Source organism: Pseudomonas sp. NPDC090201 (assembly GCF_044746825.1).
GTDB lineage: Bacteria > Pseudomonadota > Gammaproteobacteria > Pseudomonadales > Pseudomonadaceae > Aquipseudomonas > Aquipseudomonas putida_AD.
In genome coordinates this window covers 458,670-479,853 of the sequence record NZ_JBIVCX010000003.1, presented here as the reverse complement: position 1 = coordinate 479,853, position 21,184 = coordinate 458,670, and the positions used below count along the sequence as shown (strand labels likewise).

General features: G+C 62.3%; 19 protein-coding genes and 1 pseudogene. 8 read left to right on the top strand and 12 right to left on the bottom strand.

Features of this window, described 5'->3' with window-relative positions; translation table 11 throughout:
• Positions 1-222: 222 nt before the first annotated feature.
• Positions 223-1,020, top strand: a pseudogene (locus ACIPOO_RS12310) (MCP four helix bundle domain-containing protein); the annotation flags it as partial.
• Positions 1,015-1,878: a methyl-accepting chemotaxis protein gene (locus ACIPOO_RS12305; protein ID WP_400607745.1), complete on the top strand. Its 864-nt coding sequence runs from the start codon at positions 1,015-1,017 to the stop codon at positions 1,876-1,878. The pseudogene ACIPOO_RS12310 and the gene ACIPOO_RS12305, both read left to right, overlap by 6 nt.
• A gap of 167 nt (positions 1,879-2,045) precedes the next feature.
• On the opposite strand, the gene ACIPOO_RS12300 is transcribed toward ACIPOO_RS12305, so the two are convergent.
• From ACIPOO_RS12300 to ACIPOO_RS12280, 5 genes are all read right to left on the bottom strand, one after another.
• Complete coding sequence (locus ACIPOO_RS12300; RefSeq protein WP_400607124.1) at positions 2,046-3,017, bottom strand: 2-hydroxyacid dehydrogenase; 972 nt, start codon at positions 3,015-3,017, stop codon at positions 2,046-2,048.
• 15 nt (positions 3,018-3,032) lie between these two features.
• The gene (locus ACIPOO_RS12295) at positions 3,033-4,349 is read right to left on the bottom strand and encodes an MFS transporter (protein WP_400607122.1); all 1,317 of its coding nucleotides are present in this window, start codon (positions 4,347-4,349) and stop codon (positions 3,033-3,035) included.
• A gap of 71 nt (positions 4,350-4,420) precedes the next feature.
• A complete protein-coding gene (locus ACIPOO_RS12290) occupies positions 4,421-5,386 on the bottom strand; it encodes a sugar kinase (RefSeq protein ID WP_400607120.1) in 966 nt (321 codons plus the stop codon).
• Positions 5,379-6,176 (bottom strand): sugar phosphate isomerase/epimerase family protein, encoded by a 798-nt coding sequence (locus tag ACIPOO_RS12285; protein WP_400607118.1) that lies wholly within the window; start codon positions 6,174-6,176, stop codon positions 5,379-5,381. Before ACIPOO_RS12285 ends, ACIPOO_RS12290 begins: the two co-directional genes overlap by 8 nt.
• A gap of 107 nt (positions 6,177-6,283) precedes the next feature.
• The gene (locus ACIPOO_RS12280; protein ID WP_400607742.1) at positions 6,284-7,267 is read right to left on the bottom strand and encodes a LacI family DNA-binding transcriptional regulator; all 984 of its coding nucleotides are present in this window, start codon (positions 7,265-7,267) and stop codon (positions 6,284-6,286) included.
• Between the two features lie 457 nt (positions 7,268-7,724).
• On the opposite strand from ACIPOO_RS12280, the gene ACIPOO_RS12275 reads away from it, so the two are divergent.
• The 5 genes from ACIPOO_RS12275 to ACIPOO_RS12255 all read left to right on the top strand — a co-directional run bounded on the left by ACIPOO_RS12275 (position 7,725) and on the right by ACIPOO_RS12255 (position 12,358).
• The gene (locus ACIPOO_RS12275; protein ID WP_400607116.1) at positions 7,725-8,858 is read left to right on the top strand and encodes an MFS transporter; all 1,134 of its coding nucleotides are present in this window, start codon (positions 7,725-7,727) and stop codon (positions 8,856-8,858) included.
• Positions 8,859-9,143: 285 nt separating this feature from the next.
• The gene (locus tag ACIPOO_RS12270) at positions 9,144-9,755 is read left to right on the top strand and encodes a hypothetical protein (protein WP_400607739.1); all 612 of its coding nucleotides are present in this window, start codon (positions 9,144-9,146) and stop codon (positions 9,753-9,755) included.
• 219 nt (positions 9,756-9,974) lie between these two features.
• Entirely contained in the window at positions 9,975-10,895 is a 921-nt protein-coding gene (locus ACIPOO_RS12265) for a DNA-3-methyladenine glycosylase family protein (protein WP_400607114.1), read from the top strand.
• Between the two features lie 83 nt (positions 10,896-10,978).
• Positions 10,979-11,500 carry a methylated-DNA--[protein]-cysteine S-methyltransferase gene (locus ACIPOO_RS12260; protein ID WP_400607111.1) on the top strand — a complete coding sequence of 174 codons (522 nt, stop codon included), beginning with the start codon at positions 10,979-10,981 and terminating at the stop codon, positions 11,498-11,500.
• A gap of 54 nt (positions 11,501-11,554) precedes the next feature.
• A complete protein-coding gene (locus ACIPOO_RS12255; RefSeq protein WP_400607109.1) occupies positions 11,555-12,358 on the top strand; it encodes an isocitrate lyase/phosphoenolpyruvate mutase family protein in 804 nt (267 codons plus the stop codon).
• 266 nt (positions 12,359-12,624) lie between these two features.
• On the opposite strand, the gene ACIPOO_RS12250 is transcribed toward ACIPOO_RS12255, so the two are convergent.
• The gene (locus tag ACIPOO_RS12250; protein WP_400607107.1) at positions 12,625-13,662 is read right to left on the bottom strand and encodes an LLM class flavin-dependent oxidoreductase; all 1,038 of its coding nucleotides are present in this window, start codon (positions 13,660-13,662) and stop codon (positions 12,625-12,627) included.
• A 95-nt stretch (positions 13,663-13,757) separates the two neighbouring features.
• Entirely contained in the window at positions 13,758-14,243 is a 486-nt protein-coding gene (locus tag ACIPOO_RS12245; protein WP_400607105.1) for a flavin reductase family protein, read from the bottom strand.
• Positions 14,244-14,614: 371 nt separating this feature from the next.
• On the opposite strand from ACIPOO_RS12245, the gene ACIPOO_RS12240 reads away from it, so the two are divergent.
• Positions 14,615-16,033 (top strand): purine-cytosine permease family protein, encoded by a 1,419-nt coding sequence (locus ACIPOO_RS12240; protein ID WP_400607102.1) that lies wholly within the window; start codon positions 14,615-14,617, stop codon positions 16,031-16,033.
• A gap of 114 nt (positions 16,034-16,147) precedes the next feature.
• On the opposite strand, the gene ACIPOO_RS12235 is transcribed toward ACIPOO_RS12240, so the two are convergent.
• The 5 genes from ACIPOO_RS12235 to ACIPOO_RS12215 form a co-directional block, all read right to left on the bottom strand.
• Positions 16,148-16,780 carry an START domain-containing protein gene (locus ACIPOO_RS12235; RefSeq protein WP_400607100.1) on the bottom strand — a complete coding sequence of 211 codons (633 nt, stop codon included), beginning with the start codon at positions 16,778-16,780 and terminating at the stop codon, positions 16,148-16,150.
• A gap of 185 nt (positions 16,781-16,965) precedes the next feature.
• Complete coding sequence (locus tag ACIPOO_RS12230; RefSeq protein ID WP_400607098.1) at positions 16,966-18,126, bottom strand: ABC transporter ATP-binding protein; 1,161 nt, start codon at positions 18,124-18,126, stop codon at positions 16,966-16,968.
• Entirely contained in the window at positions 18,123-18,938 is an 816-nt protein-coding gene (locus ACIPOO_RS12225; RefSeq protein ID WP_400607096.1) for an ABC transporter permease, read from the bottom strand. Before ACIPOO_RS12225 ends, ACIPOO_RS12230 begins: the two co-directional genes overlap by 4 nt.
• A gap of 6 nt (positions 18,939-18,944) precedes the next feature.
• Entirely contained in the window at positions 18,945-19,889 is a 945-nt protein-coding gene (locus ACIPOO_RS12220) for an ABC transporter permease (RefSeq protein ID WP_274130898.1), read from the bottom strand.
• Entirely contained in the window at positions 19,886-20,911 is a 1,026-nt protein-coding gene (locus ACIPOO_RS12215) for an ABC transporter substrate-binding protein (RefSeq protein ID WP_400607093.1), read from the bottom strand. The genes ACIPOO_RS12220 and ACIPOO_RS12215 overlap by 4 nt, the downstream gene beginning before the upstream one ends.
• Positions 20,912-21,184: the final 273 nt, after the last annotated feature.

The following is a 21,184-nucleotide window of genomic DNA, read 5'->3' as shown; positions in this document are numbered from 1 at the left end:
AACTAAGGCACTGGGCCACTACTTCTGCGACAAGCCAGCCCGTTAAATGCCCATCTTCTGTTTTACGCTGTAACGCTCGCTTAACACGCAAACGTTTTGCGTTGAAGTATTGGATCCACTAAAGCGCGTGTTTAAAAAAAGTATTAAAGCGCACTGAATTTATCGACAAAGCCGGCCGATATCAGAGAAGGCATTGGTGGGTGCGTTAGTCGCATTTATCCGATGAGCCGGATCTTTCACGAGAGTACTTCCATGTCGATACGAAACATGAACATCGCGCCACGCGCATTCCTGGGGTTTGCGTTCATCGCCGTACTGGTGATCGGACTCGGCTTTTTCTCCGTCAACCGCATGGCGCTGATTCGCCAGGCGACCACCGACATGGAAACCAACCAGCTGCCCAGTGTCGGCTACCTGGGCGGGATGCTGGAAAACAGCCTGCGCCTGCGCATCACCTCGTTCCGCACGCTGGTCAACCGCGATCCTGCGGCGCTGCGTGAAACCGACGCGCGCATCGCCGAGCTGATCGGCAAGTTGCAGGAAGCCAAGAAGAATTACGCGGCACTTCCTGCCGAAGGCGAGGAACTGGTGGTTTATCACCAGTTCGAAGCGACCCTGGCGACCTTTCTCGATGTACAGGCTCAAGTGCTGGAGTTATCACGCCAGGACAAGGCTGAAGAAATGCGCAACTTGATCAATACGCGGATGAAAGATGCCACGGATTTGATGGGGGTGCAGATCAACCAGCTCATCACTATCAACAAGGCCGGTGCCCGGGAAGCGGCGGTTATTTCAAAAGAGCAATATGACAATGCCAATATCGGCATCATCGTGGTGTCGGTTATTGCGGTCTTCTTGACGGTGATACTGGCCTGGCTGCTGACCAAAAGTATCGTCAACCCGCTGAATAGAGCGGTTCGTGTAGCCGAAGAAATTGCCGGGGGCGATCTCACCAAGCCAATCGAGATCGATGGCAAGGATGAAGCCACGCAGTTGTTGCGCTCGTTGTCGACCATGCAGCAGAACCTGCGCAAGACCATCGAGCTGATTGCAGGGTCTGCCACTCAACTGGCATCGGCGGCGGAAGAGCTCAGCGCCGTGACCGAGGAATCGTCCCGCGGCCTGCAACAACAGAACAACGAAATCGAACAGGCGGCCACGGCGGTCAACGAGATGACTGCAGCGGTGGAGGAGGTGGCGCGCAACGCGGTGTCCACTTCCGAAGCGTCGCAGGAGTCCAACCAGACGGCGCGTCAGGGGCGTGATCGGGTGGTCGAGACGGTGCGCTCGATTCAGGACATGACCCAGCAGATCCAGGCCACCACCGGGTTGGTGGAAGGTCTCGCCGAGCAGGGTCGTGACATCGGCAAGGTGCTGGACGTGATTCGTTCGATTGCCGAACAGACCAACCTGCTGGCCCTCAACGCCGCCATCGAGGCGGCGCGGGCGGGCGAGGCAGGGCGCGGGTTTGCCGTGGTGGCCGATGAGGTACGGGCGCTGGCACACCGCACGGCCCAGTCGACCACGGAAATCGAGCAGATGGTAGCGGGGATCCAGACGCGCACAGGCGATGCCGTGGAATCGATGTCGCGCAACACCGACAGCACTCGCAGCACGTTGAGCCTGGCGAGTTCAGCCGGCGATGCGCTGGAACTCATTACCGAAGCCATCTCGCGCATCAACGAACGCAACCTGGTGATCGCCAGCGCGTCGGAAGAGCAGGCTCAGGTTTCACGCGAAGTGGATCGTAACCTGATCAACATCCGTGACCTGGCCGCGCAATCAGCGGCAGGGGCGAACCAGACCAGCGCCGCCAGCCACGAGTTGTCGCGTCTGGCGGTGGACCTGAAAGCGATGGTGACGCGGTTCAAGATCTGATTGAACCAGCCCGGCCGGGCTGCTACGGGGCCGGGGTGAAACAACAATTGCCCGAACACCCCGGCGCGTAGGAGCGCGCTTGCCCGCGAATGCGATATGTCTGCGACCTTGTGGGTGGCAGGCACGACGCCATCGCGGGCAAGCGCGCTCCTACAGGTCGTTGAACTTCAGATTTCGGGGTTTACCAGATTCGGCGGCCGCTCGCCGGCCAGTGCCGCCAGCAGATTGTCCACCGCACAACGCGCCATCGCCTCGCGGGTTTCGAAGGTCGCCGAACCCATGTGCGGGGTGGCGACCACGTTGTCCAGCGCCAGTAATGGCGAGTCCTGAGCCAGCGGCTCCTGCTCGAAAACATCCAGCCCGGCCGCGCGGATCTGCTTGTTGCGCAGGGCTTCGATCAGCGCCTTCTCGTCCACCACCTTGCCCCGGGCGATGTTGATGAAGATCGTCTCGGGGCGCATCAGCGCGAACTGAGCGGCACCGATCAGGCCCTCGGTGTCTGCCGTCAGGGGCAGGGTCAGGCAGACGAAATCCGCTTCCTTGAGCAGGTCCTCAAGGCTGCGGTACTGCGCGCCGAATCGTGCCTCTACCGCCGGCTTGCGCGAGTGACTGTGATAGAGCACCGGCATGCCGAACCCCAGGTTGCCCCGTTGCGCCAGCGCTTCGCCAATCCGGCCCATGCCGATGATGCCCAGCTTCTTGCCGTGCACATCGCTGCCGAAGTGCCGGGGACCGATGTTCTGTCTCCACTGGCCGTCGCGCACCATGTTCGCCAGTTCCACCACGCGCCGGGCGCTGGCCATGATCAGCGCAAAGCCTGTGTCTGCTGTAGTTTCGGTCAGCACATCCGGGGTGTTGGTGAGCTGGACCCCGCGCCGGGTCAGGTCCTGGAGGTCGTAGTTGTCCACGCCTACGGAAACGCTGGAGATAACTTTCAGCTTGGGCGCAAGGTCCAGCAGCGGCCCGTCTATCTTCAGGCTCGCGCCGAGCAATCCGTCCGCCTGGGGCAGCGCATCACGCAGGCGCGCCAGCCCGCCGGGGCTTTTGACATCTTCGATCAGCGTGACCTGCGCGTGATCCTCCAGGCGCTGCATCAGCGGCGCCGAGAGGGACTTGTAGAGAACGACGTGTGGTTTCATGCAAAGGTTTCCAGATCAGGGGTGCGCAGGGCTGCGACGAACACTGGGCTCATCGCGCAGGGGCTTTGCGGCGGCGTCCGGCTTGAGCATGAGCGTCAGCACAACCGAGACCAGCAACGCGCCGCTCATGAACAGGTACGAGGCACTCAGGGTGCCAGTGGCGCCGTTGAGGTAACCCACCAGGTAGGAACCGGCGAACGAGCCCAGCGCGCCGAGGCTGTTGACCAGCGCCATGGCGCCGCCTGCGACGTTGGCCGGCAGGATTTCCGGGACGATGGCGAAGAACGGCCCGTAAGGCGCGTACATGCAGGCGCCGGCGATCACCAGCAGCGAGTACGACCACCAGAAATGCTCGGTGCCCAGGGCGTATGAGCCGTAGAACGCGAACGCGGCCAACAGCAGCGGCGGCCAGACGAACAGTTTGCGTTTCTGCAGTTTGTCCGACGCCCAGGACACCACGACCATGCCGATCACTGCGGCAAGGTACGGCAGCGCCGACAGCCAGCCGGCCTCCACCATGTCCATCTGCATGCCTTTCTTGATGATGGTCGGCAGCCACAGGACGAAGCCGTAGACGCCGATGCTCCAGCAGAAATACTGCGCGGCCAGCAGCAACACTTTCGGCGAGCGGAAAGCCTCGGCGTAGTTCTTCACCGGCTTGATGCCCACTTGCTCGGCGTCCAGGCGCGCTTGCAGTTCGGTCTTCTCGTCAGCGGTCAGCCATTTGGCCTGGGCCGGACGCTCGTCCACCAGGCGCCACCAGATGAAGGCCCAGATCACTGCAGGCAGACCTTCGACGATGAACATCCAGCGCCAGCTGAAATGCGCCACCAGATAGCCGGACACCACCGACATCCAGAGCATGGTCACCGGGTTGCCGAGGATCAGCACGGTATTGGCCCGCGAGCGTTCGGCCTTGGTGAACCAGTAGCACAGGTACACCAGCATGGCCGGCATGACCGCCGCTTCGACCACGCCGAGCATGAAGCGGATGGCGATCAGCATGTAGGCGTTGGAGACGATGCCGGTCAGGGTGGCCAGGCTGCCCCACAGGATCAGGCTGACGAAGATCAGCTTCTTGACGCTCTTTTTCTGCGCGTAGATCGCGCCGGGCACCTGAAAGAAGAAGTAGCCCAGGAAGAACAGCGCACCCAGCAACGACGACATGCCAGGGGTGATGTGCAGGTCTTCGGCCATCCCGGAGGCGGCGGCGAAGCCGTAGTTGGCGCGGTCAAGGTAGGCGAGGCTGTAGGTGATGAAGACGATAGGCATGATGAGCAGCCAGCGACGTTTGAGGCCGGCGTGCTTCACGGTGTCGAGTAGCTTTTCCATGTTGGGCTCCCTGAGCATGTTGTTTTTGTCGCAGCAGGTGATTGAACAGAGTCGTTGCAAGGCATGTGAATTCAGGCGGTTTGTCGTCGCGGATCTTTACGGGTTTCGGCCGTTTGCAGCGCCACGCGGGTCGGCAGGCCTTCCATGTCGCCGCGGCTCTGGACCGCCTGGCTGCCGATCCAGTTGCCACGGGCGGTGGCCTGGGCGAAGTCGAGGTTTTCCAGCAGGGCGCTGATGACGCCCACCGCAAAGCCGTCGCCTGCGCCCACGGTGTCTACGACCTTGGCCACCGGCACGCCGGGCACGAAGGCTTCGTTCAACTGGGTGCGGTAGTACGCGCCCTTGGCGCCGAGCTTGATGACCACCGCTTCCACGCCCATGTCCAGATAGAACCGGGCGATCTCGGACGGGGTGTCGAAACCTGTGAGCAGTTCGCCCTCGGCCAGGCCTGGCATCACCCAATGGGCCAGGCCCGCCAGGCGGTTGACTTCGCGGATCATGGTCGCCTGATCCGGCCACAGCGAGGGGCGCAGGTTGGGATCGAAGGACACGCTGCGCCCGGCATCGCGCATTTGCGTCATCAACACGTGGGACAGCTCGCGGCAGGTGGGCGAGAGCGCCGCCGGAATCCCGGTGGCGTGCAAGTGACGGGCCTTGAGCAGGTCAGGGACGATATCATTCACCGACAAGTGGCTGGCCGCCGAGCCACGGCGGAAGTACTCGACCACGGGGTCGGCGCCTTCAAGCTCAAGGGATTTGAACTGGAAACCGGTCGGATGCGCCGGGTCCACCGTCACATGGCGGCAGTCGACGCCTTCCTGTTCCAGGCTCTGGGTGACGAAACGGCCCATCGAATCGTTGCCGACCCGGCTGAGCCAGGCGACGTTGAAACCCAGCCGGGACAGGCCGATGGCGACGTTGCTGTCGGCGCCGGCAATGCGCTTCTCATAGTGGCGGACCGCAGCCAGATCGCCGGACTGTTCGGCCACCAGCATGGTCATGGTTTCGCCGAAGGAAAGGATATCGATCTCAGGCATGGCTCAGCGCCTCCGGGGCATGTTGAAGCTGTGGCTGGCCGAGGCGGGCGAGGGCGTCGACCTGGGTGCGGGTGACGTCCAGCAGGTTTTCGCCCTGCAATGGGTATTCAACGGCGCGGGGCACACCGACCGGCATGTGCGCGAGCAACTGCTCCCACTGCTGCAGATCGGCCTCGCGGGGCGGTACGGCAATCAGCTTGCCGCTGGCATTGCGCGACACGGCCTTGCAATGCAGGTATTCGACATGGCGCCCTAGATGCTGTGCGGCCTCGCTTGGAGACTGCTCCTGCCACTTCCAGTTGCCGATATCGAAGGTCATGCCGATGGGCATTTGCAGGGCGTCGATCCGCGCGAAGAACTGCCTGAAGGGTTCGATGCGGCCGCCTTGGGGCGTCTGGTCGTTCTCCACCAGCAAATGCACATCGTAACGGGCCAGGCGCTCGGCCAGCGCCGCGACGTCACTGTCTTCGGTGAAATGCCCAAGGGAAACCTTGAGCCAGGCGGCGCCACAGGCAGTGGCCCGTTGCAGGGTGGTTTCCAGTTCAGGATCGTGCTGGTGTTGTCCTGCCAGCCACAGCTCCAGCGGCGCCGAGTACAGGCACTCAAGACCCTGGTCGCGAATGGCCTGGGCCAGCGTTGGTAGGTCTTCGCCCATCAGGAGTTCTTCACGCACCTCGATGCGCGTAACCCCTGCGGCCGCCAGCAGGGGGATGAAACTGGCCTGGCCGATCTGGCGAACGTAGTCGGCACCGTAGGCGCCCAGGCTGATGGCAACGGGGAATCGGTTCATTGTTATTGTCCTCTGAAACCGGTTTCATTTTTGTTCGAGCTGAGGTGCCCGAAGGAAGTTCTTCGAATCAGCAGGTTTGCGGACCTGCGGTCGTTAAAGGGAAACGCTCAGGGTCGCTGTCGTGTCGAGCCGCGCACGATCAGTTGCGCCGGAAAGTCATACAGACGCACGGGCTCCTGATCGCCACGCAGGCGATCGAGCAGGCATTGGAAGGCGGTGACGCCGATGTCGTGGGTCGGTTGGGCCAGCGAAGTGATGCCGCTGCCCACCAGCGGGTACCAGTCCAGTTCGTCGAGGGCGATCAGGCCGATGTCGTCGAACAGGCGGCAGCCCAGTTCGTGCAACTGGCGGGTGGTGGTCAGGGTGGCCACGCCGTTGGCGGTGAACAGCGCCTTGTGACCGTGGCTGCGCTGGGCGAGGAATTCGCGCAGTTGCTCGCGCAGATGCTCGCCGGTTTCCCGGACCTGGCCGCGCAAATTCGGACGCTGAGCGATCCCAGCCTTGAACGCATCGACTCGCTCGATGCGGGAACTGGTGCCGTCCTGGGGTTCGGTGACCATGAGGATGTCGCCGAAGCCCTGTTCCTGCAGGTGATCGAGGGCCTGGTTGACTGCCGCGACGTTGTTCAGCCCGACCAGATCGCTCTGCAACTGATCGACCTTGCGATCCACCAGCACCATCGGCAGTTCTTCGTGCAGCTCGCGCAGTTCGTCCAGGTGATGGCCGAGGGTGTTCACGATCAGGCCTTCGATGTTGTACGAACGCAGCGCGGCAAGGTGCAGGCGCTCCTGTTCGTCATCGCGGTCGGTGTTGCACACCACCAGGCTGTAGCCGTGCTTGCGGCAGGCGGTTTCGACGCCGTGCATCACGGCAATGGAGTAGGGGTTGCGGATGTCGGCCACCAGCATCCCGATCAGCCGCGTGCGCCCACGCTTGAGGCCACGGGCCATCTGGTTGGGGCGGTAACCGAGGGTGTCGATGGCCTGCTCGATGCGCTGGGCGATCGCCTGGGACAGCAACTGGCGGTCTTCGCCGATGAAGCGCGAGACGCTGGCCTTGGAGACGCCGGCCAGGTCAGCCACGTCATTCATGGTGACGCGCGAGCGCGTCGATGTCGGAATACTGTTCACGGCCTGACCCTTATTGGATTTATCAGCAGGCTTTCTTTCGCAGAGCGTGCGTTGCTCTGAAACCGGTTTCAGGAAACACCAAAGCGCGGGAATCGTCAACACAAGATCGGATGAAAGGTGGGCATCCCCATCACAAATCCCATGACCACATTGGCCCCCCGTAGCAGCACGGCTTGCCGGCGGGAGCGATCTTGAGGACGCCCCCGCCGGCAAGCCGTGCTGCTACGGGGTTCTGTGGTGAACCCAAATGCTGCGAGCACCCCTGCCTTGCAGGAGCGCGCTTGCCCGGGATTGCGACCTCGAAAACGCCCCCGCCGGCAAGCCATGCTGCTACGGGTTTTGTGGTGAACACCTGTTGCCATGGCCCGGCCATATCTGCATGCTGCAATTTCATTTGTGTTACAGGACCTTTCTGCGCATGCCTGCCGCCCGAGATGCCGATTCAGCCTCCCGCCGTTCGGCGACCGTCCTAAGCCTGTGCCTGCCCAGTGACGTCCTGTTGTACCTGCTGTTGCCGATGAACACCGATGCATTCGGTATCACCCTGGCCGAAGCGGGGATACTGCTGGCAGCCAACCGCCTGGTGCGGATTTTCGGCTACAGCTACGTGGTGCGGTTCTACGCAAGATTCGGCGACCGCCCGACCGTGATGCTGGCGGCCACGGTGTCGGCCCTGTGCGCGTTCGGCAATTCGTTCATCACCGGTTTCTGGTGGTTGCTGATCCTGCGCCTGGGCTGGGGCCTGACCTTTGGCGCGCTGAACCTCTCAACCCAGGCGCTGGCCACATCCGAGGCCGGTGGTGCGGCGCGCAGGTCCGGCACATCGCGGGCGATCATCGCCATAGGCCCGATGCTGGCCTTGCCCATCGGCGCCTTGATAAGCCTGCATTACGGCCCGCGAGTGATTTTCCTGATTCTGGCGTTCTTCTCCCTGGCGGCGATACTGGTTGCCAAAGGCCTGCCCAATATTCCCCATGCAATGCCCACCGCAGGAGGGCGCCGCTTCAAGGCGCCGGACAGCGTGGCGATCTGGTCCTTCATCGAAGGCGTGGCGCTGGACGGGCTGTTCATCTTCGGCCTGTCTTTGCAGGCGCAATCGGTATTGGGCGGCAACGCGGTGTTCATTGCCGGGGTGCTGCTGGCGCTGCGCTATGCCTCGGAAATGCTGCTCAGTCCCCTCGGCGGACGTGCGGCGGCCAGTTACGGCGCGGTGCGGATGCTGGTGGTGTTCTCCGCGCTGACCACGCTTGCGCTGACGGCCTTCGGCTTTCACTGGCTGATCCTCGGCGCAGGTGGGGTGCTGATCCTGCGGGCGTTGCAGTTGCCCCTGGTGACCACCCTCGTAGCCGAGCGCAATCCGGGTGCGGCTCGGGTGCAGGCGCTGGCAGGCAATGCGGTGTGGCGCGACATCGGTGCCGGAGTCGGGCCGCTGCTGGCCGGGATCCTGCTGCCTGTGGCATCGCCGGTGTGGGTGTACAGCCTGGCGGGCCTTGCGGTGGTGGTCAGCGCCCTGGTGTGCAGCCGCTACAAGCCTCGGCAATTGCCTGCATGAGGCGCGCGATACACATTCTCTTACATACCGTTGGGCCAAAAATCCGATAAATCAGGGGCTTGCATGCAACCTCTGAGGCTATTTGCCATCTGATGGTCATTCTTCATACGGACATAAAGCTTCGCTAGGCTGCATCTCGCTAGCTGATCGCCAGTTCACAGGGACGTTGCACAGGGCACACATGCCCCTCACGCATCATCAGAACTCCAGGCCGACATGACCTTTTTCAAATCCTCCGTTCTCTCCCTGGCACGCCAGCGTTTTGCGTATTTCTTCCTGCCGATCATGCTGGTTTGCTCGGCAGTGTTCTGGTTCGTGGCAGGCAAGGGCGTGCACGCCGAACCCAAGAACGGCACCCAGACCCTGGTCTTCCTGCGCCACGCAGAAAAGCCGGCCATGGGCCTGGGGCAGCTCAACTGCCAGGGTTTGAACCGCGCCATCGACCTCTCCACGGTGCTGCCGAACACCTTCGGCAAGGCTGACTTCATCTTCGCCGCCAACCCCAGCCGCCACGTGGAAGAGGGTGAGGGCGATCACTCCTACAGCTACCTGCGACCCTTGATGACCGTCGGTCCGAGCGCCATCAAATTGGGCCTGCCAGTGAACATCGACTTCGCCGCCAACGACACCAGCGACCTGGCCGACGAGTTCATGCGCGACAAATACCACGACGCCACCATCTACACCGCCTGGTCCCATGGCTACCTGCCCGAGCTGATCAACAAGGTCGCCGAGGAAGCCTCCGGCAAACGCCTCAAGCTGGTCGACGACTGGACCGGCGATGACTTCGACTCCGTGCTGGTGCTCACTCTCAAATGGAACAACGGCAAGGCCACGTTGCAGTACGAGAACTACAAGCAGAATCTCAACGACGGCGCGGTTGGGTGTCCGACCTGATCCTTGACATTGCGAAGGTTCTGCATCGCGACGCCGGCAAGCCGGACTGCTACGGGGTGTCTGTGGTTGTATGCCTGACCTCGAACCTGTAGGAGCGCGCTTGCCCGCGACGGCGTCCTTGAGACCGTCCCCGCCGGCAAGCCGTGCTGCTACGGGTTTTGTGTAAACCTGTAAAGTACGTTAGCGTTTGGCCGGTCCACATCTTGTCCGGCCTTATCGATGTCAGCACTCATCGCTCCCCACGCCACGCGCCTCTTGCCCTTCATTCCCCCCTTCGACTGGCCACGCATGCTCGCCTTTTTTGCCGGGCGTGCGACCGCCGGCGTCGAGGCCATTGTTGGTGGCGAGTACCGGCGCAACATCGACTACAAAGGGCATTTCGGCTGGTTGTCGGTGACGCTGGCCGCCGAGGGCAATCACCTGGTCGCGACCTTGCACGGTGAGGTCAGCGCTTACATTGATGAGCTGATTGCGCCGATCTCCCATATGTTCGACCTGTATGCCCAGCCGGGGCAGATCGATGCCGATCTGTCGGCGGACCCCTGGCTGGCGTCGTTGGTCAAGCTGCGGCCTGGGTTGCGGGTGCCGGGTGCGTTTTCCGGTTTCGAGCTGGTGGTGCGCACCATCGTTGGCCAGCAGGTCAGCGTCAAGGGCGCGACCACCATTGTCGGGCGGCTGGTGCAGCGGGCGGGGACGCAGGTGGCGGCCGATCCGCTCGATCCGCTGGCCTGGCGTTTCCCGACACCGCAGGCGCTGGCGCAGGTCAATCTGGACAAGATCGGCATGCCCGGCAAGCGCGTGCAAACCCTGCAACGCCTGGCGGCAGCGGTGGCCAATGGCGAGCTGTGCCTGGACGCCGCCCATGGCGACACCAGCGAGCTGCGCCAGCAATTGCTGGCCATGCCCGGCATCGGCCCATGGACCGTGGAATACATCGCCATGCGCGCCTGGCGCGACCCCGATGCCTGGCCTGCGTCGGATCTGGTGCTGATGAACCTCATGACCGGCCAGGACCCGACCCTCACCAGGCTTGCGCTGCACAAGGCCCGGGCCGAAGCCTGGCGGCCGTGGCGTGCGTACGCGGCGTTGCATATCTGGAATTCGGCGGCGGACGTGGCGGGCAAGGCCAAGGGCGGCTGACACGAATTAGACCGCAAGAACTGGATGGAACTGCGCGCCGGCGCGGTTAACATGGGCTCATCGTCAAGCGCAGGAGCCTTGCCATGAACTTCACCTACCGCTTCATCGACTCTCCGGTCGGCCAGTTGAAACTGGTGGCCAAGGGGCCGCGTCTGGCGGCCATTCTCTGGGAACACGAACGGCCCAATCGGGTGTTGCTCGGCCCCATGGCCGAGGCAGAGAGCAGCGAAATCCTGGACCGTGCCGAACAGCAACTGGCCGAATATTTTGCCGGCACCCGCGATCGTTTCGAGCTGGATCTGGAATTCCACGGCACCGAATTCCAGAAAAAGGTCTGGCATGCACTGCTGACCATCCCGTTCGGCCAGACCCGCAGCTACCTCGACATCGCCACCCAGATCGGCAATCCGGCGGCCGTGCGTGCGGTGGGCGCGGCCAACGGCAAGAATCCGATTTCCATCGTCGCGCCCTGTCATCGGGTGATCGGCAGTTCCGGTTCGCTCACAGGATTCGCCGGAGGGCTTGAGGCCAAGGCCTTGCTGTTGACGTTGGAAGGCTGTCTGCCGCGTACACCCCGACAAGCAGTTCAGGCGTCGCTGTTCTAGACTGCCTGCTCGCACAACTTTCGCATAATCACAGCACTTTCAATGGAGATGAACATGCCTGCTTCTGCCAAGACCTTTCGTGACCTGCACCACCAAACCACGGTTCTGCGTCTGCCCAACGTCTGGGATGCTGGCAGTGCGCGGCTGGTCGAAAGCCTGGGGGCCAAAGCGGTGGCGACCACCAGCGCCGGTGTCGCCTGGAGCCAGGGCTATGCCGATGGCCGGGTGTTTCCGGTGGACGTTGCCGTGGGCGTCGCGCAGAGCATCGCTCGGGTGATCAAGGTGCCGCTGTCGGTGGACATCGAAAACGGCTACTCCGACGAGCCGCTGACCGTCGCGCAGAATATCAAGCGGGTGCTGGATGTGGGCGCGGTGGGCATCAATCTCGAGGACGGCCCGGACGCGCCAGAGTTGCTGGCGCGCAAGATCGAGGCGATCAAGGACATGGCGGCGCGTAATGGCCTGGACGTGTTCATCAATGCGCGCACGGATGTGTATCTGGCGAGTCTTGTGAGTGAAGAATTGCGAGTCGAGGAGACGCTCAAGCGCGGGCGCTTGTACCGCGAGGCCGGGGCCGATGGGTTGTTCGTGGCGGCAGTGACCGACCTGGAGCAGATCAAGGCCATCGTTGCGGGTGTGGACCTGCCGATCAACGTGCTGGCCCGGCCTGGACTGCCGTCGGCCGATGAGTTGGCGAAACTGGGCGTGCATCGGCTGAGTGCCGGTTCGAGCATGGTGCTCAATCTCTGGGGACAGGCTGAAGAGCTGGCGCGGGGGTTTCTGGAAGAGGGCGCGTCCGATGCCGTGACCCACAGCAGCATGGGTTACAACCAGGTGCAGGCGCTGTTCGGGCATTGATGTCTTTGTAGGAGCGGGCTTGCCCGCGATAGCGATCTGTCTGCAACATCGCCGTCGCCTGACACGACGCCGTCGCGGGCAAGCGCGCTCCTACAAGGTTCAGGGCGTTCCCGTGGTGGCGGCCGTGAGGACGTCCCCGCCGGCAAGCCGCGCTGCTACGGGTTTGGTGTGAACACAGAATCTGCGAACACCTCGCCCTCGTAGCAGCCGGGCTTGCCCGCGGGGGCGATCTTGAGAACGCCGACGCCCGCAAGCCGTGCGCTGTTTCACCGAAACGCAGGCACCACATGCTTGATGAACAGTTCCAGGGATTTCTTCTTCTCGGCGTGGGGCAGGCTGTTGTCGCACCAGAAGCTGAACTCGTCGACGCCCAGTTCCTGGTAGTATTTGATGCGCGGAATGATTTCCTCGGGCGTGCCGATCATCGCGGTCTTGTGCAGGCTGTCCAGGGAGAATTCCGGACGTTCGGCGAACTTCTCTTCCGGGCTTGGCGCGAGAAAGCCATTGACCGGCGTGGTCTTGTTGCCGAACCAGGCATCGAAGGTGCGGTAGAACTTCGCGATGGCCCGGGCGCCGACTTTCCAGCCTTCGGGGTCGTTCTCGGCATGCACGTGGGTGTGACGCAGCACCATCAGTTGCGGGCGCGGCACGCCAGGGTTGTTCGCCAGTGCGGCTTCGAACTTGTTCTTCAGATCGACAACTTCTTCATCGCCCTTCATCAATGGCGTGACCATCACGTTGCAGCCGTTGGCCACCGCGAAGTTGTGGGAGTCAGGGTCGCGGGCAGCGATCCACATCGGCGGGGTCTTGACCGGCTTCGGCACGCTGGTGGAAGTCGGGAATTTCCAGATTTCGCCGTCGTGGGCGTAGTCGCCTTGCCACAGCGCCTTGACCACCGGAACCATCTCACGCAACGCCTTGCCGCCTTCAGAGGCCGGCATGCCACCTGCCATGCGGTCGAATTCGACCTGGTAAGCGCCCCGGGCCAGGCCCACTTCCATGCGACCGTTACTGATCACATCCAGCAGCGCGCATTCACCGGCCACACGTAATGGGTGCCAGAACGGCGCGATAATGGTGCCCGCGCCCAGGTGAATGGTGCTGGTCTTGCCGGCCAGGTATGCCAGCAGCGGCATCGGGCTTGGGGAAATGGTGTACTCCATGGCGTGATGTTCGCCGATCCACACGGTGCTGAAGCCGCCTTGTTCGGCCATCAGCGTCAGTTCGGTCAGGTCTTCGAACAGCTGGCGGTGGCTGACAGACTCATCCCAGCGTTCCATGTGAACGAACAACGAAAATTTCATGACGCTTACCTCGGATTGTTCTTACCGCGCTGCGGTGTTTTTCGGTATACCGTAATAGAGAGCAGCTACAAGCTTCAAGCTGCAAGTCACGAGCTTCAAGCCAGGGCGGGCAGGGCGCCCATCTTGCCGCGGCAGTAGATCATGGGGCTGGCGGGCTGCTCGGGAACGATCAGGTTCTTCACCGCGCCGACCATGATGGCGTGGTCGCCACCTTCGTACTCGCGCCACAGTTCGCACTCGATGATGGCGGTGGCGTTGGTGAGCAGCGGGTTGCCCAGTTCGCTCAGGGTCCACTCGATGCCAGCGGCCTTGTCCTTGCCTTTGCGTGCAAAAGCGTAGGCTTCGCTCTGCTGGGAGCCGGACAGCAAATGAATGGCGAAGCGCTTGTTCTTGATCAGGGTCGGGTAGGAGTCGGAGCTGTAGTTGGGGCAGAACAGCACCAGCGGCGGATCCATCGACAGCGAGCTGAATGCACTGGCAGTCAGCCCGACCACTTCACCGTCGTCATTGAGGGTGGTGATCACAGTCACGCCAGAGGGAAAAGAGCCCATAACGTTCTTGTAGACGGTTGCGTCGATCATGTTGCTACCTCTGCGGTTCGGTGCCGAAGGCGATAAGTTTTGTGTGTCTGATGGTATACCGTAATACCTTTTCTGCAAGTGTTTTTTCTTTCGTCGATCCCGGCCCGGATCTATTCGATCTCCTCACAGCCCTTGTAAACCGGCGCTTCAGCCTTTGCTGAACCGGTTTTTCCTTGTATATCTGAGCCTTGCCGTTGGTAAAAAATACCGGTGGGACGGTTGTAAAATGTTGGCATACCATAATATGGTTGCTTCGCTCGTGAGTGCAGGGATGTGTTTGCGGCGTTGAAAGGCGCGCACCAAGGCCGCAAGGCTCTGCCAGTCGCTTCATGGTTTTAGCTAGCCACAAAGACAAGAATTCAGGCGAAACGATGACTACATCCGAGAATCATGGCGGCAACGCCACGCATTTGATTGAAAACCACACCGTCGACTACGTTCTCCTGGCCGAGCGCCATGGCAAAGCGCGGGATCTGTTCACCCTCTGGTTCAGCACCAACATCGCGCCGCTGCCCATCGTGACCGGCGCGATGGTGGTCCAGGTGTTTCACCTCAACCTGTTGTGGGGCGTGATCGCCATTGCGCTGGGCCACATGATCGGCGGGGTGTTCATTGCCCTGGCCTCGGCCCAGGGCCCGCGCATGGGCATTCCGCAGATGGTCCAGAGTCGTGGCCAGTTTGGCCGTTACGGTGCGCTTTTGATCGTGTTCTTCGCCGCGTTGATCTACGTCGGCTTCTTCATTTCCAACATCGTGCTGGCAGGCCAGTCGATCCACGGCATGCTGCCTTCCGTGCCGCTGCCTGCGGGCGTGGTGATCGGCGCGTTGAGCGCAACGGCCATCGGCGTGATCGGCTATCGCTTCATTCACACCCTCAACCGCATCGGCACCTGGGTGATGGGCGCCGCGCTGCTGGCCGGCTTTGTGATGATCTTCAGCCAGGACCTGCCGCTGGATTTCCTCAGCCGCGGTGGCTACAACCTGTCGGGTTTCCTGGCGACCCTGTGCCTGGGGATCATCTGGCAGATCAGCTTCTCGCCCTATGTCTCGGATTACTCGCGCTACCTGCCGTGCGATATCGGCATTGCACGGCCTTTCTGGGCAACGTTTTTCGGCGCAACCCTGGGCACCACATTGTCGTTCTGTTTCGGCGCGGTCGCCGTGCTGGCAACGCCGGAAGGCACTGAAGCCATGGCGGCGGTCAAGCAGTCCACCGGCGTGCTGGGCCCGGTCCTGATGCTGTTGTTCCTGCTCAACATCATCAGCCATAACGCCTTGAACCTGTACGGTGCGGTGCTTTCCATCGTGACCTCGATCCAGACTTTCGCCGCGAGCTGGACGCCCAGTATCAAGGTGCGGGTGATTTTGGCGTCGGTAATTCTGGCGGGTTGCTGCATCACGGCAGTGGGCGCGTCCGGGGACTTCATCAAGGAGTTCATCGGCCTGATCCTGACGCTGCTGATCGTGCTGGTGCCGTGGGCGTCGATCAACCTGATCGACTTCTACCTGATCAAGCGCGGCAACTACGACATCGCCTCGATCTTCAGCCCGGACGGCGGGATCTACGGCCGCTTCAACCCCCACGCGATCATTGCGTACTTCATTGGCATCATCGTGCAGTTGCCGTTTGCCAACACGGCGCTGTATGTCGGGCCCTGCGCCAACTACCTGGAAGGGGTGGACCTGTCTTGGCTGGCGGGGCTTTTGATCACCTGCCCGCTGTATTACTGCCTGGCGACGCGGGGCCGTTCCGATCAGGCTCGTGCGGCGCGGTTGGGGTTCACTGACTGAGATCGCATTTGTAGGAGCGCGCTTGCCCGCGACGGCGTCAGATCAGCCACCACACCAGCGTCTGACACACCGCGGTCGCGGGCAAGCGCGCTCCTACGGGTTCGATCGCCATGATTATGGATTTTCCACATCCGCCGAATGCCCACCCTGGCGTTCGGCCACCGCCCGAAGTGTCTTGAGCGTCACCATCGGCGCATCGATCACGAACCGGTTGGCCAGCCACGCCGGGATCGCCCCGGCAGGATCGGCCTGCATCTGGTAAGTCACCTCCGTTTCCCTCTCGCCCCTGGGCACCATGATCCACTCGCCGTGCAGTTCGTTGACGCGGATCACACCGTCTACCTCAGGCTCCATGCCCTTGATCGCGCTCAGGTGGCGGATGACCGTGCCGTTGTCCAGCAGCTCGGTCTGCACTTGCAGCACCATGTCCCGCACGCTGGCCGGTGCCGGCAGGTCGGTGGTCAGGTAGACGAAGGTTTTGTCGCCATCCACCTTGAGCAGGCGCATGTCCGCGCAGGCGTAGAGCCATTTGCAGGCGATGGTGAGGTTCTCTTGCAGACGGCTGAGGGTGGGAATGTCGGCCTTGATCCGGGCGACGCCGCGAAAGCTCTGGTAGTCGGAACCGATTGGCCGGCTGAGGTAGACCTTGATGCCGTTTTCGTCCCTGGCCAGTTTCCAGTCTTCGGCCACCGCGCAGGTAAAGTGAGCGGCCAGCAACAGGGCGCACAGGACGGGCAGTGTTTTCATGAGAAGCTCCGGGACTGCACGTTGAGGGCGCGGGTCTTCAGAGCATAGGCGAGTTGGAGAGGGGGTGTCCGGACCTGTAGGAGTGAGCTTGCTCGCGATAGCGGTAGGTCAGGCACGGGTGTGGTGTCTGAAACGACGTATCGCGAGCAAGCTCACTCCTACAGGGTTGTAGGTTAAACAGAGACTCAATGCGCCCCGGCGGCCTTGTTCAGGTCGCTCTCGGCCCATTCGGTGTACACGCACGCATCGGCCGTGGCCCAGCGTACCCGCACCTGGTCACCGGCCTTGAGCGGCATGCCCGCCGCAGACAACGCCTTGACCGTCATCGAGGTTCCGCCTGCGGTCATCACGGTGCAGGTCTGGCTTTCACCCAGGAACAACACCTCGCCGACCTTGGCCCCGACTTCGTTCCAGCCGGTGGGCAGCGGTTGGGCGGCGGCCTGTTCGACGCTCAGGGCCTGGGCTTTTTCCGGGCGGATCATCAGCAGCACGTCCTGATCCGTGGTCAGCCCCGAGGTCAGACGAATCGACAGCGCCTGGCCTTCGAACGTGGCCGCGCCATTGCCCTGGGCCTTGAGCTTGAGGAAGTTCGAGTTGCCCAGGAACGAGGCGACGAAGGCATTCGGCGGGTTCTGGTACAGGTCATAACCGGTGCCCAGGCCGACGATCTTGCCATGGCTGAAAATCGCGATGCGCTGGGACAGGCGCATGGCCTCTTCCTGATCGTGGGTCACGTAGACGATGGTGATGCCCAGGCGGCGATGCAGCTGGCGCAGTTCGTCTTGCAGGTCTTCGCGCAGTTTCTTGTCCAGCGCGCCCAGCGGCTCGTCCATCAGCAGGATGCGCGGTTCGTAGACCAGCGCGCGGGCGATGGCCACACGTTGCTGTTGGCCGCCAGACAGTTGGGAAGGGCGGCGATGGGCGAATTGCTCCAGTTGCACCAGCTTGAGCATGGCGTCCACGCGCTTGTCACGCTCGGCCGCCGACAGCTTGCGGATGGCCAGCGGGAAGGCGATGTTGTCGCGCACCGAAAGATGCGGGAACAGCGAGTAACGCTGGAACACCATGCCAATGTCGCGCTTGTGCGGCGGCACGTTGACCAGGGATTTACCCTGGACCAGGATCTCGCCGGAGCTTGGGGTTTCGAACCCGGCCAGCATCGACAGCGTCGTGCTCTTGCCCGAGCCGCTGGAGCCCAGGAAGGTCAGGAACTCGCCGTCCTTGATGTCCAGGGAAATGTTGTCCACCGCCGCGAAGTCGCCGTAATGTCTGTTCAGGTTGCGCAGGCTGACGAGGGGCTGTTGCTGATTTTGTGCAGATGCTGAATCTTTGATCACGGCACTCATGAAGGCATTCTCGCTTCGTTGCGGCGACGCAGGGTCGCGGCGATAAACATGACCAGGATGGACAGGGCGATCAACAGCGTCGAGGCGACGGCAATCACCGGCGTCAGGTCCTGGCGCAGCGTGGTCCACATCTTGACGGGCAGGGTCTGCAGGTTGGGGCTGGCCATCATCACGCTCAGCACCACTTCATCCCAGGACACGAGGAAGGCGAACAGGGCGCCGGCGACCATGCCCGGACGAATGCCCGGAAAGGTCACCTTGAACACCGCCTGAATCCGCGACGCGCCGCAGATCACCGCCGCATCTTCGATGGACTGGTCGAACAGCTTGAGCGAGTTGATGATCGAGATGATGGTGAACGGCAACGCGACGATCACATGGCTGACCACGAAGGACGCCAGCGTGCCGGTGTAGCCCAGTTTCAGGAACATCGCGTAGACCGCCACCGCGATAATCACCAGCGGCACGATCATCGGCAGAGTGAACAGGCCGTAGAGCATGTCGCGGCCCGGAAAGCGTCCGCGCACCAGGGCGAAGGCGGTCGGCAGGCCCAGCAGCACGGCGAAGATGGTGGTCAGGATCGCGACCTTTAGGCTCGCCAGGGCCGCGGCCATCCAGTCCGGGTTGCCGAAGAACTGCACGTACCACTTCAGTGTCCAGCCCGGTGGCGGAAACACCAGCCACTGGGAAGAGCCGAACGACAACAGCACGATGAACACGATCGGCAGCAGCAGGAACAGGGCGATCAGCCCGGTGACCGAATACAGGCCCCAGCGCAGACGCGGGCTCATGGCATTGGGTGTCAGGAGCATGGCGGATTACCTCGCGTGGTTCGAGCCGACCGGGGATTCCGGTTGCAGCTTGAGGTAGAAGTAGAACAGCACCAGGGTAATCACGATCAGCAACGCAGCGGCTGCACTGGCAAGCCCCCAGTTGAGGAACGATTGCACCTGCTGGACGATGAACTCGGGCAGCATCATGTCCTGGGCGCCGCCGAGCAGGGCCGGGGTCACGTAGTACCCCAGGGACATGACGAACACCATCAGCCCACCGGAAAACAGCCCCGGGCGGCACAGCGGCAGGAACACCTTGGTGAAGTTGGTCCAGGGGCTTGCGCCACAGATCGAACCGGCCTGCAGCACCATCGGGTCGATGGCGGCCATGGTGGCCTGCAGCGGCAGTACGATGAACGGGATCATGATGTAGCTCATGCCGATCACCACGCCCGTGAGGTTATGCACCATCTCCAGCGGCTGATCGATGATGCCCATGGCCATCAACGCCTTGTTGATCACGCCCGAGGCCTGCAACAGCACCAGCCACGAATAGGTGCGCGCCAGCAGGCTGGTCCACATCGACAGCAGCACGATGTTCAGCATCCAGCGGCCCCAGCCCCGTGGCACCAGGGTGATCGCCCAGGCCAGCGGGAAACCCAGCAACAGGCTGAACAGCGTGACCAGGCCCGCCACCGAGAAGGTGTTGAACAGCACTCGGGCATAGGCCGAGTTGGCGAACAGTTGCTCGTAGTTGCCAAGGCCGGGCGTGGGCTCCAGCACCCCGCGCAGCAAGAGGCCGATCAACGGCGCGAAAAAGAACAGGCCGAGGAAGATCAGGGCCGGCAGCAGGTTGCGGCTGCCTTTCCAGCGTTGCGACAGGGAGGTCGTCTGCTTCATCGTCACAGCCTGGGTGGATGCCGCGCCGGCGGTGCTGGACGCACCACCGGCCGGGTTGGATTGACGGGACGCAATGGCCGTCATTTTCATTTGACCAGCCATTCGTTCCACCGTGACGCGATGGCAGGACCGTTCTTGGCCCAGTACGCGAAGTCGAGAGTGATTTGATCTTCAGGGTAGGCGGTCGGCAGGTCCTTGGCCAAGGTCGAATCCAGACGCTGCACGCTGTCCAGATTGACCGGCGCATACGCGGTCAGGTTGGAGAAGTCGGCCTGGCCCTTGGCGCTGGCGGCCTCGGCGATCAGCTTCATGGCCGCATCCTTGTTCTTCGCGCCTTTTGGCACCACCAGGAAGTCGGCCATGACCAGGTTCTGTTTCCAGCTCACGCCCACCGGTGCGCCGTCCTGCTTGAGGGCGTAGGTGCGGCCGTTCCAGAACTGGCCCAGCGAGGCTTCACCGGAGGCCAGCAATTGCTGGGACTGCGCGCCGCCACCCCACCAGACGATGTCTTTCTTGATGGTGTCGAGTTTCTTGAAGGCGCGGTCCAGGTCCAGAGGGTAGAGCTTGTCTTTCGGTACGCCGTCGGCCAGCAGGGCCAGTTCCAGCACGCCCGGGCTTGGCCATTTGTAGAGGGCGCGTTTGCCGGGATAGGTCTTGGTGTCGAACAGGGCGGACCAGTCTTCAGGCTTGGCCTTGCCCAGCTTGCTCTCGTTGTAGCCCAGCACGAAGGAGAAGAAGAAGGAGCCCACACCGTGGTCGGACTGGAAACGCGGATCGATGCGGTCTTTCTTGATGACGCTGAAATCCAGCGGTTCGAGCAGGCCTTCGCTGGCGGCGCGCAGGGCGAAGTCGGCTTCGACATCGACCACGTCCCAGGACACGTTGCCGCTCTCGACCATGGCCTTGAGTTTGCCGTAGTCGGTAGGACCGTCCTGGACCACGGCGGTGCCGGTGCTCTTGGTGAAGGAATTGGCCCAGGCCTGCTTTTGCGCATCCTGAGTCGAGCCGCCCCAGCTGACGAAGTTGACGCTGTCGGCCGCCATTGCTGCGTGACAAGAGAGCGCCAGTACACCTGCTGTCAGGACCGCTGTTGCACGTTGAATCAACACCATTTTTTCGCCCTCTTTGTTGTGTTTTTTGAGCGGATCACATGCCCGCCTGTCGGGAGCAATGAGTGCGCAGCCTTGGCAAGCTGCGGACCTTTAAAACGGGGCCTGTCGGGTGGGGTGGAATGAACTGGTTTTGGCAGCCACACCTGACGATACAATCTTCGGCCTACGGGATGTCATATTATGGTATTCCAAACTTTCTGCAAGCACTTTGCCGTCTCTGATGCCTTGATTTTTTGTGCTTCTGTGACGAACGGAAAGGGAGGTGCCGGGGCA

Bases quoted from the DNA above. Each gene is read 5' to 3' on its own strand.
- ACIPOO_RS12285 (WP_400607118.1), bottom strand. From the start codon at position 6,176: ATGAACCGATTCCCCGTTGCCATCAGCCTGGGCGCCTACGGTGCCGAC.
- ACIPOO_RS12295 (WP_400607122.1), bottom strand. From the start codon at position 4,349: ATGGAAAAGCTACTCGACACCGTGAAGCACGCCGGCCTCAAACGTCGC.
- ACIPOO_RS12265 (WP_400607114.1), top strand. From the start codon at position 9,975: ATGTCAGCACTCATCGCTCCCCACGCCACGCGCCTCTTGCCCTTCATT.
- ACIPOO_RS12235 (WP_400607100.1), bottom strand. From the start codon at position 16,780: ATGAAAACACTGCCCGTCCTGTGCGCCCTGTTGCTGGCCGCTCACTTT.
- ACIPOO_RS12305 (WP_400607745.1), top strand. From the start codon at position 1,015: ATGCAGCAGAACCTGCGCAAGACCATCGAGCTGATTGCAGGGTCTGCC.
- ACIPOO_RS12250 (WP_400607107.1), bottom strand. From the start codon at position 13,662: ATGAAATTTTCGTTGTTCGTTCACATGGAACGCTGGGATGAGTCTGTC.
- ACIPOO_RS12255 (WP_400607109.1), top strand. From the start codon at position 11,555: ATGCCTGCTTCTGCCAAGACCTTTCGTGACCTGCACCACCAAACCACG.
- ACIPOO_RS12215 (WP_400607093.1), bottom strand. From the start codon at position 20,911: ATGGTGTTGATTCAACGTGCAACAGCGGTCCTGACAGCAGGTGTACTG.
- ACIPOO_RS12280 (WP_400607742.1), bottom strand. From the start codon at position 7,267: ATGAATGACGTGGCTGACCTGGCCGGCGTCTCCAAGGCCAGCGTCTCG.
- ACIPOO_RS12220 (WP_274130898.1), bottom strand. From the start codon at position 19,889: ATGAAAATGACGGCCATTGCGTCCCGTCAATCCAACCCGGCCGGTGGT.
- ACIPOO_RS12275 (WP_400607116.1), top strand. From the start codon at position 7,725: ATGCCTGCCGCCCGAGATGCCGATTCAGCCTCCCGCCGTTCGGCGACC.
- ACIPOO_RS12240 (WP_400607102.1), top strand. From the start codon at position 14,615: ATGACTACATCCGAGAATCATGGCGGCAACGCCACGCATTTGATTGAA.
- ACIPOO_RS12300 (WP_400607124.1), bottom strand. From the start codon at position 3,017: ATGAAACCACACGTCGTTCTCTACAAGTCCCTCTCGGCGCCGCTGATG.
- ACIPOO_RS12225 (WP_400607096.1), bottom strand. From the start codon at position 18,938: ATGCTCCTGACACCCAATGCCATGAGCCCGCGTCTGCGCTGGGGCCTG.
- ACIPOO_RS12290 (WP_400607120.1), bottom strand. From the start codon at position 5,386: ATGCCTGAGATCGATATCCTTTCCTTCGGCGAAACCATGACCATGCTG.
- ACIPOO_RS12260 (WP_400607111.1), top strand. From the start codon at position 10,979: ATGAACTTCACCTACCGCTTCATCGACTCTCCGGTCGGCCAGTTGAAA.
- ACIPOO_RS12230 (WP_400607098.1), bottom strand. From the start codon at position 18,126: ATGAGTGCCGTGATCAAAGATTCAGCATCTGCACAAAATCAGCAACAG.
- ACIPOO_RS12245 (WP_400607105.1), bottom strand. From the start codon at position 14,243: ATGATCGACGCAACCGTCTACAAGAACGTTATGGGCTCTTTTCCCTCT.
- ACIPOO_RS12270 (WP_400607739.1), top strand. From the start codon at position 9,144: ATGCTGGTTTGCTCGGCAGTGTTCTGGTTCGTGGCAGGCAAGGGCGTG.